The sequence below is a fragment of the Nocardia sp. NPDC101769 genome, assembly GCF_044766925.1.
Lineage (GTDB): Bacteria > Actinomycetota > Actinomycetes > Mycobacteriales > Mycobacteriaceae > Nocardia.
On the sequence record NZ_JBIWMX010000007.1, the window covers coordinates 207,238 to 223,599 of the forward strand.

Annotated in this window: 13 protein-coding genes; 8 read left to right on the plus strand and 5 right to left on the minus strand. The window is 68.6% G+C overall.

The annotated features are described in order from the left end of the window. Window positions 1–83 precede the first annotated feature (83 nt). Window positions 84–515, minus strand: a complete 432-nt coding sequence (locus tag ACIRRA_RS14745) for an undecaprenyl-diphosphate phosphatase (protein ID WP_402767501.1) — start codon at window positions 513–515, stop codon at window positions 84–86. 226 nt (window positions 516–741) lie between these two features. On the opposite strand from ACIRRA_RS14745, the gene ACIRRA_RS14750 reads away from it, so the two are divergent. From ACIRRA_RS14750 to ACIRRA_RS14760, 3 genes are read left to right on the plus strand one after another with little or no spacing between them, the layout of a single operon-like run. Then, complete coding sequence (locus ACIRRA_RS14750; RefSeq protein ID WP_402767502.1) at window positions 742–1,734, plus strand: SGNH/GDSL hydrolase family protein; 993 nt, start codon at window positions 742–744, stop codon at window positions 1,732–1,734. Window positions 1,735–1,779: 45 nt separating this feature from the next. Then, entirely contained in the window at window positions 1,780–3,336 is a 1,557-nt protein-coding gene (locus ACIRRA_RS14755) for an ArnT family glycosyltransferase (RefSeq protein WP_402767504.1), read from the plus strand. 31 nt (window positions 3,337–3,367) lie between these two features. Then, window positions 3,368–4,378, plus strand: a complete 1,011-nt coding sequence (locus tag ACIRRA_RS14760; protein WP_402767506.1) for an SGNH/GDSL hydrolase family protein — start codon at window positions 3,368–3,370, stop codon at window positions 4,376–4,378. Window positions 4,379–4,391: 13 nt separating this feature from the next. Here ACIRRA_RS14760 and ACIRRA_RS14765 read toward each other — a convergent pair whose 3' ends face one another. From ACIRRA_RS14765 to ACIRRA_RS14775, 3 genes are read right to left on the minus strand one after another with little or no spacing between them, the layout of a single operon-like run. Beyond that, window positions 4,392–5,360, minus strand: coding sequence for an SDR family NAD(P)-dependent oxidoreductase (locus ACIRRA_RS14765; RefSeq protein WP_402767508.1), 969 nt, complete (start codon window positions 5,358–5,360; stop codon window positions 4,392–4,394). 34 nt (window positions 5,361–5,394) lie between these two features. Next, on the minus strand, window positions 5,395–6,810 hold the full coding sequence (locus ACIRRA_RS14770) for a glycoside hydrolase family 27 protein (RefSeq protein WP_402767510.1): 1,416 nt from the start codon (window positions 6,808–6,810) through the stop codon (window positions 5,395–5,397). 29 nt (window positions 6,811–6,839) lie between these two features. After that, window positions 6,840–7,421, minus strand: coding sequence for an LppP/LprE family lipoprotein (locus ACIRRA_RS14775; RefSeq protein ID WP_402767511.1), 582 nt, complete (start codon window positions 7,419–7,421; stop codon window positions 6,840–6,842). A 64-nt stretch (window positions 7,422–7,485) separates the two neighbouring features. Between ACIRRA_RS14775 and ACIRRA_RS14780 the strand changes: the two genes are divergently transcribed. After that, complete coding sequence (locus ACIRRA_RS14780; protein ID WP_402767513.1) at window positions 7,486–7,710, plus strand: hypothetical protein; 225 nt, start codon at window positions 7,486–7,488, stop codon at window positions 7,708–7,710. 26 nt (window positions 7,711–7,736) lie between these two features. On the opposite strand, the gene ACIRRA_RS14785 is transcribed toward ACIRRA_RS14780, so the two are convergent. Continuing rightward, complete coding sequence (locus ACIRRA_RS14785) at window positions 7,737–8,768, minus strand: LacI family DNA-binding transcriptional regulator (RefSeq protein WP_402767515.1); 1,032 nt, start codon at window positions 8,766–8,768, stop codon at window positions 7,737–7,739. 142 nt (window positions 8,769–8,910) lie between these two features. On the opposite strand from ACIRRA_RS14785, the gene ACIRRA_RS14790 reads away from it, so the two are divergent. The 4 genes from ACIRRA_RS14790 (at window position 8,911) to ACIRRA_RS14805 (ending at window position 16,263) form a co-directional block, all read left to right on the plus strand. After that, on the plus strand, window positions 8,911–10,287 hold the full coding sequence (locus ACIRRA_RS14790) for an MFS transporter (protein ID WP_402767517.1): 1,377 nt from the start codon (window positions 8,911–8,913) through the stop codon (window positions 10,285–10,287). Between the two features lie 4 nt (window positions 10,288–10,291). Continuing rightward, window positions 10,292–11,971: a hypothetical protein gene (locus ACIRRA_RS14795; RefSeq protein WP_402767519.1), complete on the plus strand. Its 1,680-nt coding sequence runs from the start codon at window positions 10,292–10,294 to the stop codon at window positions 11,969–11,971. Window positions 11,972–12,042: 71 nt separating this feature from the next. Continuing rightward, window positions 12,043–12,525 (plus strand): Lrp/AsnC family transcriptional regulator, encoded by a 483-nt coding sequence (locus tag ACIRRA_RS14800; protein ID WP_402767521.1) that lies wholly within the window; start codon window positions 12,043–12,045, stop codon window positions 12,523–12,525. Window positions 12,526–12,768: 243 nt separating this feature from the next. After that, complete coding sequence (locus tag ACIRRA_RS14805; protein WP_402767523.1) at window positions 12,769–16,263, plus strand: indolepyruvate ferredoxin oxidoreductase family protein; 3,495 nt, start codon at window positions 12,769–12,771, stop codon at window positions 16,261–16,263. Window positions 16,264–16,362 lie beyond the last annotated feature (99 nt).

Sequence of the window (16,362 nt, forward strand, 5' to 3'; positions counted from 1 at the left end):
CCAGGCCAGAGATGATTCTCTCGCCTGGGCCGCTTTGCGTTTTCCCGGCCCGCTTCGCAGGTCGAGCCGAATTCGGTTCCGCCTCACATGAATCGGATGATCGACAGTGTGCCCGCGATGATGCAGTAGGCCGCGAACGGGAGCAGGGTGCGGGTGCGGAAGTAGCGCTCCAAGTAGCGCACCGCCAGCCACGAGCAGGTACCGGAGACGAAGGCGCCGAGCAGGACCGGGCCGCGGATGGCGGCGATCCTCGGTTCGGCGAGATCGGGCAGCTCGACCAGGCCCGCGCCCAGAATCGTCGGCGTGGCGAGCAAGAAGGCGAATTTGGCGGCGTGCTCGTTCTCCAGACCGCGCCACAGACCACCGACCATGGTGAGACCAGCGCGGCTGAATCCGGTCAGCAGTGCGCCGGCCTGGGCGAAGCCGACGCCGATGGCGTCCAGGGGGCTCAGAGCGGCCAGCGGGCGGTCGGCCTGACGGGGGAGCTTCGGATCGGCGGCGTGACCGGAGGGCACCGGATTCGCGTCGCGAAACCCGAATCAGGCGTCGGCTGCGTAAATTTCGTGCCACCCCACCCCTGCGAGCCGGAGCAACCAGCCAGCGAGTCCGACAGTCCACCAATCACTTGCTTGCCGAGAAAGTGAAAAGGCGATATTTTCCTTTATCTGTCAGACGCTGTGACCTGCGTCATGGTCGACACCCTATGCGGGCTGACCGTGGCTCGATGAGGATTTGTTTGCATTGACCAGTTCCTGGACAACAGGCAGGGCCGCCTTCCTGCTCCGGCTCGGCGCCGCTGTCGGCGTGCTCGCCGCGGCGGGGTCGGTGAGCACCGCCACCGCCGACCCCGCACCGGGCCGCGCGCTCGTCGTGCTCGGTGACTCATACACCGCGAACCCACCGTGCGATGCGGTGCTGGTGAAATGCGCGGACGAGAACAGCACCGGTTTACAGGCCTGTTTACACGGCCCCACTTCGTGGCCGGTCCAGCTGAGCGGGCTGATGGGCATCGCCCCGGAAGACTTCGAGAACAACTCGTGTTCCAGCGCGACCATCGATACCGGTCCGGTGACGTCGACCGGAGAGAAGGTTCCGGGACGGGACGGGTACACCCTGACGCAGGAGGCGCTCGAAGCCGCGCGGGACGGGTCGTTCGGGCCGCGCACCCAGGTGGTGGCGATACAGCTCGGCTTCAACGACGCGTGGCCGAAGGACGGCGCGATCACCGCGGACGCGACCCGGGTGTTCAGCTGCGTGTTCAACGTGCTCGAGGGCTGCGACGAGAACGCGGTGGCCGAGGGGCGGTGGCCGGCGCTCGACGCGATCACCGGCGCGGCCTACGCCGACCGCATTCACAAGGTCGTCGAGTACGTGAAGTACTACGCGCCCAACGCCAAGATCGAACTGGTCGGCTATCCCGAGGTGGCACCGGAGGGCGCCGCGGAGTGGTGCTTCGACTTCCTCGGGCTCGTGCACTGGGTCCAGCCGCGGGCTCGGGCCATGGTCGAGTACTGGAACCGGCTGCAGGTCGCCGAACGCGACGCGGCCGCGCAGCTCCAGATCGACTTCGTCGACGTGAAGCCGGCGACCGCCGGGCACGGACTGTGTTCCGCCGATCCGTGGTTCAACGGCTTCCTGGATCCGCAGATCAACCTGGCCGGCCTGCCTTTTCATCCCTCGCCCCGGGGGGACGCCGCCGTGGCCGCCACCGTCTACAGCCACGTCGCGCACTGACACGGCCTCACCCCGCCGGCCCGCGGCGCATCCATCGGAGAACCCATGACGCTCACCTACACCCTCGAATCCGAATCGACCTCCGCGCCGCCCGAATTCGCGTGGCGGGGCGTCCTCCTGGTCTCCGGGTTGATCACGCTCGTCTGGTCCGTCTCCGCGGCCCGATTCCAGCTCGCGGGCGACGAGCTGTACTACCTCGCGTGCGGCCGGCGACTGGCGGTCGACTACGTCGACAACGGACCGGTGATACCGCTGATCGCGCGGGCGGCCGACGTGATCGCCCCCGGGTCGGTTCTCGCGCTGCGGATCCCGGGGTTGCTGCTGCTCGTCATGGTGCCCGTCCTCGCGGCCGCAGTCGCGTACGAATGCGGTGCGCGGCCGCGCTATCAGATGCTCGCCGCGGCGGGTTACGCCGTCTCACCGTTCGTCGTCGCCTTCACCGTGCTGGACAGTGTCGCGTTCGACGTGGCATTCCAGGCGCTGATCATCTGGCTGCTGGTCCGCTGGGTGCGAACGCGCCGGGACCGCTTGCTCATCTTCGCGGGTGTGGTGGCGGCGATCGACGTGCAGGACAAATGGCTGGTGCTGATGCTGGGGGCCTGTGTGGCCCTCGGCGTTCTCGCCGCCGGACCCCGCGAGATCCTGCGCCGTCCCACACTGTGGGTGGGTTTGCTGATCTTCGCGGCCGCCATGACGCCCGCCCTGCTGTGGCAGGCCTCCCACCATTGGCCACAGCTGGCGACCAACAGCGCCATCGCCCAGGAAACGGCGGGGAGCGACGGCGGACAGCTGGGGACGGTCGTGGCGATCATGGTGGTCACCGGATTCCTCGGCGGCGGGCTGGGCGTGCTGGGCCTGTACGGCCTGGCTCGGGAACCGAAGCTGCGGTCGTATCGGTTCGTGCTGATCGCCGCCCTGCTGATGGTGGTTCTGGTCGTCGTCGGGCACGGCCGGTCCTATTACGTCGCCGGGATCGTTCCCGCGATCTTCGGCGCGGGCGCGTCGATCCTGTCCGGATTCCTGGACGTCGCGGGTACCCGCGCCCTGGTGCTGCGGCGGTTGTTCACCGGCCTCACCGTCCTCTCGGCGGTGCTGACCGCGGGCTTGGCGCTGCTCCCCTATCCCAAGAGCTGGATCGACGTGCCGGACACCGGCTACTGGGGCTTTCTGCAGCACTACGGCAACGACAACTGGGAGGACCTGGCCGACGCGGTGCACAAGGTGGCGATCGGCCTGCCGGCCGAGGAACAGGCCGGTGCCGTCGTCGTCACCGAGGCCTACAACGAAGCCGGCGCGCTCGACCACTACGGACGGTCCGAATGGATCCCACCGGTCTACAGCCCCAATCGTGGCTTCGCCGAATGGGGTCCGCCGCCGGACTCGGCCACGACCGTCATGTACGTCGGCTACAACGACGGACCGGAGCTGCGGGCCTTCCTGGCCAATTTCGCCCACACCACACCGGCTTTGCAGATGGACAACCCGCTCGGCATCGCCGGACAGAATCACCACGTGACCGTGTTCGTCTGCCGCGAGCCCCTGGTTCCCATGTCGGTCGCTTGGCCGAAGTTGACCTATATGGTTGTCCCACCGGCCTCTTGAGCGAGAGTGCCGACGTCATCGAGGATTTGCATTGATCAGTTTCAGGACCAGCGGCGGGGCCGTGCTTCCGCTCAGACTGGCCGCCGCCGTCGCCGTTCTCGCCGCGGCCGGCTCGATAGGCACCGCCGCCGCCGACGAACCGGCTCCGGTCGAGGGCAAAACGCTTGTGGTCATGGGTGATTCGTTCGCCGCGAACCCGCCGTGCGATGGGGTCCTGGTGAAATGCGACGGCAACAACGACGTCGCGGCACACGAATGCCTGCACCGCGACACGTCCTGGCCCGTCCAGCTGAGCGCGCTCATGGGCGTCGCCGGAACCTCGGACTTCGAGAACGCCACGTGCACCAACGCGTCGATCGACAGCGGCCCCGTGACATCCAGCGGACAGCAGGTTCCGGGCCGCGATGGCTACACCCTGGCGCAGCTGGCGATCAAGGCCGCCAAGAACGGGGCGTTCGGGCCACGCACCCAGGTGGTGGCGATCCAGCTGGGAGCCAACGACGAGTGGCCGCATGATTCGGCGACCACCGCCGATGCCCCCGCCCAATTGACGTGCGCGTTCAACGTCTCTCAGGGTTGCGACGCCGACGCGGTGTCCCAGGGCCGATGGCCCGACCTCGACACGGTCAACGGACCGGCCTATGCCGACCGCATCCGCAAAGTCGTCGACTATGTGAAGTATTACGCCCCCAACGCCAAGATCGAGCTGGTCGGCTATCCCGAACTGGCCCCGGCGAACTCGACCGCCTGGTGTCTCGATGTCCTGGGCGTCTTCCGCTACGTCCAGCCCCGAGCCACTGCCATCAACGAATTCTGGAACCGCCTCGACGACGCCGAACGCGACGCCGCCCAAGCCCTTTCCATCGACTTCGTCGACGCCCGGACCCCCACCGCCGGCCACGGCCTCTGCTCCCCCGACCCCTGGCTCCTCTCCGTCCTGGACCCCAAGGTGAACCTGGTCGGTTTGCCCTTCCACCCCACTCCCCGCGGAGACACCGCGGTAGCCGCCGAGGTCCACAGCCGCATCACGCAGACCCATTGATCCGAAGTCACCGTTATCCCGCGTAGGCGGTTTTGCCGCCGTCGATCACCATCTGAGCGGCGGTCATGTACGGGAAGTCGTCGGAGGCCAGGGCCAGGGCGAAGGCGGCTATCTCGTCGGGGGTGGCCATCCGACGCAGGCCGGGGACGTGCTGTTTGCCGTAGACCTCGGCCATGGTCTTCCATACCTCGTCGGGGAGGTTCATCGCGCCTGCCGCGCGCCGGACCAGTTCGGTGTCGGTGGTGCCGGGGATGAGGGTGTTGATGCGAATATTCTTGTCCGCGTAGTCGTAGGCCGCCGCTTGGACCATGCCGACCAGCCCGCGTTTGGCGGCGGTGTAGGCGGCCCGGCCCTCGGTGGTGGCGATGGCGTTGGACGAGGAGGTGACGACCACGACCCCGCCGCCACGGGCGATCAGGTGCGGGATCTGGTATTTCAAGGCCAGGAAGTTGCCACGCAGGTCGGTGCCGACGACGTCGTCCCATTCGGCGGAGCTGTACTCGTGCAAGGCTTTCTGCAGCGTGATGCCCGCATTGTTGAAGCAGACGTCGAGCCCGCCGTACTTGTCGGCGACCGCGTCCACGAACTGGCGCACATCGGATTCCACCCGGACATCGGCCCGGATGTAGGTGGCTTCCCCGCCCGCCGCCCGAATCTGCTGCTCGACCTGGCGGCCGAGTTGTTCTCTGCGGCCACAGAATCCGACGTGCCCGCCCTCGGCGGCGAACATCAGGGCGGCCGAGCGGCCGATGCCGGAGGTGGCGCCGGTGATCAGCACTACCTTCCGGTCGAAACGCCGTGCGCCGGAAGGCTTTACCACGGGAGTCGGCGCTCCGCCCTGGACGAGGGCTATGCCGCCGGCCGTTCCCGCCGCCGCGGTAAGGGTCGCGGCGACTCCGGTGGTGGTGAGGAGCCGTCGCCTGCTGACTCCCGAGGCGGGGCCGGGTTCGGCGGCGGATTCGGGTTCGGTACTGGCATCCATAATGGATAGCGTAACTATCCGATAGTTCTACTGTCTACTCTCCGGACGGAATTGCCGCGCAGCCGGAACCGACCTCGAACATGGCCACGCCGTGCGCCGGAATATCGGCGGCGCTCAGCGCACCGGTGGTCGTGGCGTCGGTGTGCGTCCATAGATTGCGCACCGAGTAACACTCCGCCTGTCGCAATCCGGTTGCGGCCAGCCCTGTTTCGATGGTCGCCGCCCGATCGCCGGGATTGAACACGGCCACCGCCACCGCGCCATCGGCGAGCGGCTTGACCAGAATCCGCCCGTCCCCCGGCAGCGGCGTCGCCTGCGCCACCCGTGAATCCTGGTCCACGGCAATGACATCGGCATTGGTCAGCAGGGCGCGGGTCTGCTCGGACATCGCGCGCACATCGTTCCCGGCGATCAGCGGCGCCGCGAGCATGGCCCACAGCGAGAAGTGCGCGCGCTGCTCCTCGGGATCGAGGCTGAACTGCGGATCGCGCAGACGGTCGATCACCTGGGGCGACAGATCGAACGACGTCTCGAGTTCCAGAATCTGGCGGGTGGTCAGCGTCCCGGCCAGCACATCGGCCGGATAGCCCGCCAGGTGGGCGCTGATGAATTCGGTCAGCGGCAGTCCGACCACCATCATGTCGGGGTCGTTCCAGTAGCCGGGGCGGGTTCGGCGGGCCAGCGGTTCGGCGGCCCCCAGCTCGTCGGTGACGCCGATCAGGCCCCGCCCGGATCGGGTGGCCAGGTGTTGATCGGGCGACCCGTTGTGCCACAGCGGAATCAGATCCGCGGTATTGCGGGTCATATCCGAGATGGTCGACCAGTCGTAGTCCCCGCCGGCGTGCAGGTTGCCGGAACTGTTCGGGTTGATGCTGTAGACGATCCGGCGCCCGCTGGCGCGTAGAGCATCCCGCATGGCGGTGAAGGCGGGCACCTGCTCGGCGAGGTCGGTGTCGGCGCGGCACCAGTCGTATTTGAGGAAGTCGACGCCCCAGCCCGCGAAGGTCCGCGCATCAGCGGTCTCGTGCCCGCGCCCGGCATTGCCGGGCGTCTGCCCGCAGGTCTCGTTGTAGGGGCTCGAATAGAGGCCCAGATACATGCCGCGCGCGTGCGCGTAGTCGGCGAGCGCGGCCATGCCGTGCGGGAACCGCCGCGGATCGGCCCGCAGGTTCCCGGCGGCGTCGCGGTTCGAAGCCGCCCATCCGGCATCCAGATTCACGTAGCGGTATCCGGCGTCGCGCATGCCGGAGCCGACCATGGTGTCGATGACCTCGTGGATGTTCTGCTCGGTCAGCGGAATTCCGGAATTCCACGAATTCCAGCCCATGGGCGGGGTGAGCCGGCCGCCGACCGCCGCGATCGGGGCCGGACGCGGCGGCGCGGCCGTGCTGTCGGCGGTCAGCAGCGCGGTGGCGACGACCAGCGCGAACGACAGGATTCCAACTCGCACGCCGGACGTCTCCTCGGGTGACGGAAGGTTCAATTGTGCGGCGGGAGCTGGCCGTCGGCCTTCACAGTAGTGCCGGTGAGGGTAAAGGTGACCACGCTGGGTCCGCCCTGGGGGCAGCACATGGGGTCGTTGCCGTTGAGCCAGTGGTAGGTGAGCGACAGCGAGGTGCGGGTCTTGCCGGTCACCATCGTGTACATGTACGGGTCAGGGGTGGCGGTCCCCAGGTAGGTGCCGTTGGTGAAGAACAGAACGTGGGTGTACGGGTGGTTGGTGTCGGAATTCACCGTCATCCAGGACAGCACCCCGGCACAACCTGCGGAGATCTGATCATCGGCCGCCTGACCCGCCTTCCACCCGCCGACCGGCGGCGGCGACAGCCGTGCGATGGCGGCCCGGGCCAGGTCGGAATTGATGTCGAGGCAGAGCCCGTGGCCGCTGCCCGCCGGGGCGGTGGGCTGCTGGGCGGTGACGGGAGCCGAGGCGGGGGCTGTGGAGGTGGGGGCCGTCGAGGTGGTGGTCCCGCAGCCGGTGGCCACCGCCGCGAGGGCGGCGCCCATCGCGAGAATGGCCAGTGACCTGGTCTTCATGGCTTCCCGCCGCGCACGCTTCATCCTTAGATCATCGGGGTGCCGGGAAGTCGCGTTAGCGGCAGGGTCCCGGTACCGGATCGTCGGCATGCCGTCGACGAGTACCGCGTTCTGCCACAAGGGATTCGCCGGGCTGCGCTCAGCCCTACTTCTGATATGCCGCCACGAGCGGCGCGTCGACGCCCGCCTCGCCGAACCGGAGATCGCCGCCGGGCGCTCCGAGCGCTTCGGTACGGCCGGGTATGGGCTCGTCGAAGAACCGCCGGTCTCGGCGATGAATGCCTCCTGCCCGTCGGGCATGTCGTCCTCGTAGTAGATGGCCGGAGCCGGCGGCGCGATCTAGGTGGTTCGGGGTGGCGGGGCGGTTGAGGATCGGACCTCGAGGTGGACCGGGACGACGATGTTGGGCTGGTCGATCGGGCGGGAGTGGAGGGCGTCGATCAGGAGGGTGGCGGCGCGGCAGCCGATGGCGCGGCGGTCCACGGCCAGGGTGGTGAGGGCCGGGGACAGGGAGTGGGAGGTGGGGAGGTCGTCGTGGCCGATGACCGAAACATCCTCGGGCACACGCAGTCCGCAGTCGGCGGCGGACAGGTAGGCGGTGTGGGCGATGTAGTCGCTGTTGGTGATGAACGCGGTGGGCCGGTCGTCCGGGTGCGCCCGCAGGGCCGCGGTGACCGCGGCGCGGGCGGCGTCGGCGGAGAGTTCGGTGGTCACCGGGAGTGCGGTGAAGCCGAGTTCGGCGCCGAGCCGCCGGAAGCGTTCCAGCCGTTCGGGGTCCGGGGACTTCTCCGGTGGCGCGACCACCATGGCCAGCCGCCGGTGTCCCAGCCCGAGCAGATGCCGCACCGCGAGATCGACCGAGGTCTCCTGGTCCGAGCGCACGCTCATGGTGAGCCCGGGACGCTCACGGTCGGCGGTGTCGAGCAGCACCACGGGCCGCCGGGTGACCGAATGCCATTCCCGCGCATGCGGACTCGTGCCGATAGGTGCGATGGCCAGCCCGTCCACGGCCCGATGCTGGAAGGCGTCGAGCAGCTGGCGCTCCCGTCCGGCGTCGTAGCGCGAGGAGCCGACCATGACGTCGTAGCCCGCGGCGGAACAGGTTTCGTCGAAGCCGTCGATCACATCGAGGAAGTGCGGGTTGCGCAGGTTGCGGATGAGCAGTCCCAGTACCCGGGTGCGCCGGGTGCGCAGGGCGACCGCGGAGGCATTGGGCCGGTAGCCGAGTTCGGTGGCGCGTTGGAGAATGCGCTCTCGCAACTGGTCGCTGACGCCGGGCCGCCCGGCGAGTGCCAGGCTGACCGCCGAAATGGAGACTCCGAGCGATATCGCCACATCGCGCTGCGTGATCGGTTCGCTCCCGGCTACCACGGAGAGAAACACTAGCGAACGGAGGCTGAACTCGGATGACCGCGCTCTGAACTCTCGACAACGTCCGAGGCGGATGCTCGCTTCAACGCCTCTACCTTTGCTAAAACGATTGAGAATTTCGATCTCCCCAGGAAGGACCATCGTGTCCGGCGATGCCTTTTCAGTCCTCGACTCCACCGAGTTGACCACCTTCCACCGCAGGGTGACCGTGCTCTCGGCCGCCGGAATGTTCCTCGACGGCTTCGACATCACGGTGATCGCGGTCGCGCTGCCGACCGTCACCAAGCAGTGGCACCTGTCCAGCTTCATGGCCGGTGCGCTCTCGGCGGCCGCCGTCGTCGGAATGTTCGTAGGCGCGTTGGTCTTCGGCCGCCTCACCGATCGGCTGGGCCGCAAGAAGATGTACCTGGTGAACCTCATCGGGTTCGTCTTCTTCGCCCTGGTCGCCGCGCTGGCCCAGGACGCCTGGCAGCTGCTGGCCTGCCGCTTCCTGCTGGGCCTGGCCCTGGGCGCGGACTACACCATCTCCACCTCGCTGCTCGCGGAATACGCGCCCGCCCAACGCCGCGGCAGCCTCATGTGCCGCCTCGGCGCCACCTGGTTCGTGGGCGCGGCGACCACCTACGCCTTCGCGCTGGCCCTGCTCCCGCTGGGCGACGCCATGTGGCGCGTCATGCTGGTCCTGGGTGCGGTGTTCGCGCTGATCGTGCTGTGGATGCGGCGCAGCATCCCGGAATCCCCGCGCTGGCTGGCCGCCCAGGGCCGCGGCGAGGAGGCGAACGCCGTGCTCACCGGACTCGGCGACGCCACCGCACCCCTGTCCGGACCCGCTGCACCGCAGCATGATTCACCGTGGCGCACGCTGCTGACCATGCCGCTGCTGCGCTACACGTTCTTCTGCTGCGGGTTCTGGTTCATGTACACGCTGTCGTACTACGGCATCACGCTGTACACGCCGACCATCCTCAAGCAGGTCACCACCAGTACGACCGGCACCTATACGGGATCGCTGATCATCGCCCTGGTCGGCGTCGCCGGCGCGTTCACTGGCGTCGCCCTGGTCGACCGGGTGGGCCGTCGTCCGCTGCTGATCGTCGGCTTCATCGGTATGTTCCTCGCGCTGACGGTGCTGGCGCTGTGGCAGAACCCGGGACTGACCAGCCTGGTGGTGCTGCTCGGCGCGGCGGTGCTGTTCGCCAATTCCGGCCCGGGCATCGTGAACCTGGTCTATCCGAGCGAGGTCTTCCCGACCGCCGTGCGCGCCACCGCCAACGGCCTGGGCACCGCGGTGTCGCGGATCGGCGCGATCATCGGCACCCTGTGGCTGCCCACGCTGATCAAGTCGTGGGGCCTGCACCACGTGCTGTGGCTGTTCGTGGGCGCGAGCGTCATCGGCCTCGCCATCGCGGCCACCCTGGCCCCGGAGACCAAGGGGCGCACGCTGGAAGAGCTCTCGGCGGAGATCTCCGGCTCCGGCCGGACGCAATCCGGTTCGGCCGCACCGGAATCCGTGGGCTGAGCCAGTGACCTTTCCCGATCACACGATCCGGCCGGGCGCGGCACTCGACACGGACGGCCGATATCGGAGGCTGGACCGCGGTCCGGCCGAACCGCGGTCGGCCCGCACCGAACTCGCCCCCGGCGCCACCCTCGACCCTGGCGCGACCGTGGCGCGATTCGTCCAGCTGACCGACTTCCAGATCGCCGACCCGGTCTCCCCCGGCCGTCTCACCTTCCTGCACGGACTGGCGGGCCGGGCCGGGTGGGAGTTCATGTTCCCGGCCTACCGCCCGCAGGAACCGGTGGCGTTGCAGGCCTTCGAGGCCACTGTTCGCACGTTGCGCGAACTCGGCACGGACACCATCGATTTCGTCGTCACCACCGGCGACAATATCGACAACGCGCAGTCCAACGAGCTGTCGGCCCTGTTCGCCCTGCTGGACGGCGACACCGTACTCGACCCGAACTTCGGTGCGACCGAGACCAAAACGCTCCCCGCGCACGCCGTCTCGGCCGAGTTCTACAACCCGGAACCGGAATCCCGAGACGTCTACAAGCGCGAGCACGGATTCCCCGACGTCCCGGGCCTGCTGGCGGCCGCCGCCCGCCCCTTCCGCACCCGCGGCCTGGGTGTGCCCTGGCTGGCCTGCTTCGGCAATCACGATTGCCTGGTCCAGGGCCGCGCGCCCGTCACCCCGGAGTACCAGGCGCTGGTCACCGGCGACAGCGCGCCCACAGCGCTGGGCATCGAGCCGCCCGCCGATCCGATGCGGCGGTATCTGCCCGATCCGACCGTCTTGTCGCAGGGTCCGGCCGTACCCATCGCCGCCCGGGCCGACCGCCGGGTCATCAGCCCGGCCGAATACGTGCGCGCCCACCTGGACAGCCCCACCGAGCCGCGCGGCCACGGCTTCACCGAGCAGAACCTGACCGAGGGCACCACCTACTACAGCTACGACGCGGTCCCCGGCGTGCGGATGATCGTGCTGGACTCCACCCACCCTGCCGGGCACGTCACCGGCAGTATCGGTGCACGCCAATGGGATTGGCTGGTCGGTCAGCTGATCGCGGCGCACTCGTCCTATCGCGGCGAGGACGGCGCGATCGTCCGAACCGGGAACCGGGACCGCGTCGTGATCATCGCCTCCCACCACGGGCTGGGCATGCTGACCAACACGACACCCGACCCGGACGGCGAAACCCGCTACCTCGCAGCCGATCTGGAGGCCCTGCTGCACCGCTTCGGCAATGTGGTGCTGTGGATCGCCGGACACGAGCACCGCAACGAGGTGACCCCGCGCCACCGTCCCGGTCCGCCGGAGGACGCCGCAGGCGGATTCTGGCACGTACTCACCTCCGGCCTGTGCGAATGGCCCTGCCAGACCCGCCTGCTGGAACTGTCCATCCCCCAACAGGATTCGAATCATCTGATCATCCGCTCCACCATGATCGACCACTCCGCCCCCGAACGCCCCGGCCCGGGCTTGGAGCTGCTCGATCTCGCGTCCCTGCATCGCGAACTGTCGTTCAACGAGCCGACCCGGGTCGGCGGATCGCACTCCGCGGGCACCCCGGCCGATCGCACCGTGGACCTGATCGTCCCCGTATCCCCCGTGCTGCTCACCTCCCTGCGCGGTGCACCCGACGCCACCACCTCGACGGGCGACCACGACGGCAATGCCGCGGTCCTGGGCCTGAACTGAGCCATGACCGGCGGGCCGGAGCGACGTTTCCGGCCTGCCGGCCCCCGCCTGCCGCTGTGCGACAATGCGGCATGAGCATCAAGATCGACGGCCTCGATTCCGCGCTGCTCGCGGAGTTGGCGGCCGATCCACGGGTGCCGATTCTGGAGTTGGCACAGCGGCTGGGGATCGCACGCAACACCGTGCAGGCGCGGATGAAGCGGCTCGAGGCGTCCGGTGCGGTGCGGGGGTATCCGCCGGACGTGGATCTGCAGGCCATCGGGTTCGCGGTGCACGCGTTCCTGGGCATCGAGCTGAACCAGAACAAGATGAACGACATCGTCGAGGCATTGCGGGAGTTCCCGAACGTGCTCGAGGTGCACGCGACGACCGGGCGCGGGGATCTGCTGGTGCGGATCGCGGCCCGGTCCCAGCCGGATCTGCTGTCCATCATCCAGCGCGTGCACGCGATTCCCGGCGTGAAGCACACCGAAACCATGCTGGCCCTCGCGACTCCGGTCGAGTACCGGTCGCTGCCGCTCGTCGAGCATCTGACGAACCAGCCCGCCGAATGACGAACCGGCCCCGGCGCATCATGAGACGGGCCGGGGCCGACGCTCGAGCGGACTTCCGCGTGGATGCTCGAGCAAACTGCTGCGTGCGTCACAGTGTTCCAGATCACTTTTGAGCAGTCTGATCAAATTTTCGCGCGTCTGTTGACACAGATCACACATCACGGCAGATTTCGCTGCACCGATCGCTTTGGTCCCTTGGTTTGCAGCTCACGATCTGGGCTGTGGAGAGTGTGGTGACTGTTCATGACCGACGTTGCCTGCGCGCCTGTACGACAGGCCGAACCGGCTACGCCCTACGACCTCGCCGACCGCTACCGGTCCGGCGCGGGTCCGGTCCTTCTCACCGGTGTGCAGGCCATCGCCCGCCTGCTGGTGGAACAGCATGTCCGCGATATGCGCGCCGGCCACCGGGTCGCGACCTTCGTGTCCGGGTATCAGGGCAGCCCGCTGGGCGGGGTCGACAAGATGCTGCTGGGCATGCCGAATGTGCTGTCCGAACACGACATCGCCTTCGTACCGGGCTTCAACGAGGAGCTCGCGGCCACCTCGGTGTGGGGTAGCCAGGCGGATCTGCCCGCCGGGACGGCGACGCACGACGGCGTCGTCGGTGTCTGGTATGGCAAGGGGCCCGGCGTCGACCGGGCCACCGACGCCATCCGGCACGCCAACATGTACGGGGTGAATCCGCGCGGCGGCGTGCTGCTGCTGGTGGGTGACGATCCGGCCTCCAAGTCCTCGACCGTGCCCGCGGTGAGCGAGCGGTCGCTGGCGGCCATGGGTGTGCCGGTGCTGTTCCCGCGCAATGCCCGCGAGATCATCACGATGGGCATGCAGGGCGTGGCGCTGTCGCGGGCCTCGGGTTGCATCGTGGCCATGAAGATCGTGGCGGATGTGGCCGACGGTGCGTGGACGGTGGATTCCTCGGTCGCCGAGCTGCCCATCGCAGTACCCGAAGTGCAGTGGGAGGGAAAGACTTTCGCCTACCGGCAGCGGCCGATGGCGGCGCCGGCGGACAGCGTGCTGGCCGAGGCCGACCTGTACGGGCCGCGCTGGGCCACCGTGCGCGCCTTCGGGGCGGTCAATGATCTCGATGTCATCGAGGTGGATCCGGCGCACGCGCGGATCGGCATCGCGGCCACCGGCACCACCTTCGACGCGGTGCGTCAGGCACTGGTCGATCTGGGTGTGGACGAGGCGGCCATGCACCGCGCGGGCATTCGCCTGCTGCGCATCGGCATGCCGTATCCGGTTGGGGCGCAGCGGGTCACCGAGTTCGCCCAGGGTCTGGAGCAGGTGATCGTGGTCGAGGACAAGACCGCGTTCATCGAGACCCAGATCCGCGAAATCCTGTACGGCACCGTCGATGCCCCGCAGATCCTCGGCAAGCTGGACGGAAACGGCCTGCCGCTCATGCCGTTCGACGGCGAGCTCACCGCGGGCCGGCTGCTGGCCCCGCTGCGGCGGGTGCTGCAGGAGCGGGTCGAGCTGAAGAAGGCTCCGCCGCCCGTGCTCTCGCTGGAGGTGCTGTCCGCCAAGCGCACCCCGTACTTCTGCAGCGGCTGCCCGCACAACCGCTCCACCGCACTACCCGAGGGCTCGATCGGCGGTGGCGGCATCGGCTGCCACACCCTGGTCACCCTGTCCGGGCGCAGCGACAGCGCGGTCACCGGCCTGACCCAGATGGGCGGTGAGGGCAGCCAGTGGATCGGGCAGGCGCCGTTCACCGATGTGCCGCACCTGTTCCAGAACATCGGCGACGGGACGTTCTTCCACTCCGGGCAGCTGGCCATCCAGGCGTGCGTGGCGGCGGGGGTGAACATCACCTACAAGCTGCTCTACAACGAGGTCGTCGCCATGACCGGCGCGCAGGATGTGGAGGGCGGGCTGACGGTCGCGAAACTCAGCCACAAGCTGACCGTCGAGGGCGTCAAGCAGATCGTCATCTGCGCCGACGATCCCAAGCGGCACAACAGGAAGGCGCTGGCCAAGGGCACGCTGCTCTGGCATCGCGATCGTCTCGACGAGGCGCAGAAGATGCTGCGCGAGATCGAGGGCGTCACCGTCCTGATCTACGACCAGCACTGCGCCGCCGACGCCCGCCGCCAGCGCAAGCGCGGCACGCTGCCGGTGCGCAATACCCGCGTGGTGATCAACGAGGCGGTGTGCGAGGGCTGCGGCGACTGCGGCACCAAGTCGAACTGCCTGTCGGTGCAGCCGGTGGAGACCGAGTTCGGGCGCAAGACGCGCATCGACCAGACCTCCTGCAATACCGACTACAGCTGCCTGGACGGCGACTGCCCGTCGTTCGTGACGGTGGAGTTGAACCCGGATGCCAAGGGGCGCAAGGGTTCCGAGCGGACAGCTGCGAAGCGGCGGAAGGCGGCCGAGCCGCCCATGGTCGCCGATCCGGGACTCGGGGCTCCGCTGGGCACGCAGAACGTGCTCATCGCGGGCATCGGCGGCACCGGCATCGTGACGGTGAACCAGGTGCTGGCCACCGCCGCGCTGCGGGCCGGGTACGCGGTCGAGAGCCTGGATCAGATCGGGCTCAGCCAGAAGGCCGGGCCGGTGCTGTCCCACCTGCGGTTCTCCACAACGGAATTGGAGCCGTCCAACCGGCTCACCCCCGGCAGCGCGGACTGCATCATGGCCATCGATCTGCTGACCGCCGCCGATCCCAAGAACCTGCAGTACGGCAATCCGGCGGCGACCGTCGTGGTCGCCTCGACCAGCCAGACCCCGACCGGTGACATGGTCTACGACAAGTCGGTCACCTATCCGGAGACCGCGCCGCTGCTGGATCGGCTTGCGGCGGTGTCGGATTCGCAGTTCGACTTCGATGCCCTGGCGGCCGCGCAGCAGCTGTTCGGGAACACCGCCGCCGCCAACTTCCTGATGGTCGGCGCGGCGTTCCAGACCGGCGGCCTGCGGCTGCCCGCCGCGGCGATCGAAGAGGCGATCACCATCAACGGGGTCGCGGTATCGGCGAATATCGCGGCATTCCGCTGGGGTCGCGTGGCCATCGCGGATCCGGTCGCGTTCGCGGCGGCCACCGATTCGGCTGCGGCACAGCGCACTCCGCGGATCGCCTCCGCCGAGCTGCTGGCGGGCACCAGCTTCGAGGGCGAGGTCCGGCGACTGGTCGAACTGCGGGCCGCCGAACTGGTCGACTACCAGAACGCCAAGGTCGCCCGCCGCTACATCGATACCGTCCAGGCTGTCTGGAACGCCGAGCGCGCGGTCACCGAGCGGACCGAGTTCAGCGAGGCCGTGGCGCGCGGGCTGTACAAGTTCACCGCCTACAAGGACGAGTACGAGGTGGCCCGCCTGCTGGTCGACCCGGCCTTCCTCGACGAGGTGCGGGCCCAGGTCCCCGGCGGCGAGAACCTCACCTACAAGCTGCATCCCCCGGCGCTCCGTGCCCTCGGCCGCAAGAAGAAGATCGGCCTCACGCCCAAATCCCATGTGGCCCTGAAGCTGCTCGCCAAGGGCAAATCCCTGCGCGGCACCAAGCTCGACCCCTTCGGCTACGCCCACGTCCGAAAGGTGGAGCGGGAGTTGCTGTCCCGCTACACCGACATGGTCCACCGCCTCGCGAGCGAGCTCACCACCGACGGCTACGCCACCGCCACCGAAGCGGCGGCCCTGCCCGACCTGGTCCGCGGTTACGAGGATGTGAAGCTCGGCAATGTCGAGCTCTACCGCGCCCGCCTCCGCGAGCTCGGCCTCGACGGCTGACCGGAGCGCTCACCCTCCCCAATTCCAAACCCGACGCAGTACGGCGGCATCGTTCCCGCCGCCGTACCGCGGTGACCTGTGCCCGGAATCCGGGCACGA